Origin of the sequence: Bradyrhizobium sp. NAS80.1 (genome assembly GCF_001908205.1) — a bacterium.
Taxonomy (GTDB): Bacteria; Pseudomonadota; Alphaproteobacteria; order Rhizobiales; family Xanthobacteraceae; genus Bradyrhizobium.
Map to the genome: position 1 here is coordinate 1 of NZ_LGHL01000533.1, position 872 is coordinate 872.

1 protein-coding gene is annotated in these 872 nt (G+C 57.0%); it reads right to left on the reverse strand.

What is annotated here, in order from left to right:
• The coding region (locus AC629_RS46415; protein WP_143199988.1) for a hypothetical protein at positions 1–584 on the reverse strand (584 nt) is incomplete at its 3' end.
• Positions 585–872 lie beyond the last annotated feature (288 nt).

Below are 872 nucleotides of genomic sequence, written 5' to 3' on the forward strand. Positions count from 1 at the left end.
TTGGGCGGTGGCGGCGCGCGCATCGCTTGCGGCGTTGCCAAGTAGAGCTGCCAATAACGAGTGAAATCGGCCCTTTTGTTCGCGCCGGTGCCGGAGCCGACCATCAAAACCGGTGTTGAGGCTATGAACACTTGCCGTGCTGAGTGTGTTCGACCGGCACGCGCGGGGAAAATAAACCGTCTGCGACGCCTGATCTCGTCACCAGCACGGCGCGTCAGGCCGACGAGGTGCTCGAAGAGGACGCAACTGCTGCGATGCAGGAGTCCGGTGTTGCCCTTCGCGTCATTTCGTTGCCGCGCAGTAAGCTGGTCGGTTTCGGAGAAGAGCAGACATCGAACGGCGGCCGAAACCCGCAGAGTCGGTCGAGAATGACCCTGGCTGTGTAAAAACGCGAATGATCGAGACACGGCTAGAATTACATTCTTCAGTTCGTCGTCTAAGTTGAAGCGACGTGCTAGCTTAAGCGCTAGAACCGCCTTGGACGAATAACTTCTTCTATCGCGCTCAAGCGCCTTGGCGTTTTCACACAGCCAAGACCCAAAGGCGACATCGGCCGGATCGAAATCCCGCAATGCAGCAGGCATCTGCAGCGCCTTGAGTTGATATGTGAACCTCGCAGCAGCCGAAACATACCCACATTATGTGCCTGACAAATCAGTCATACCGAGCCTAACAAGGCCGGGCGGACGAGGGTCTGGCCGGCATATGGCCTTACAGACAGCGAGCGCTATCCACACATGTGGGTCAGCTGCAGCTCTTGCATGATCGCCTCATGTACATAGTCATTCGAAAGTACACCAATGTTCGTTCGGTTTCCGATGCGGCTCGCCGCGCCAAAAGCGGCATCGGTCAACTCCTAAAGCAATCGCACG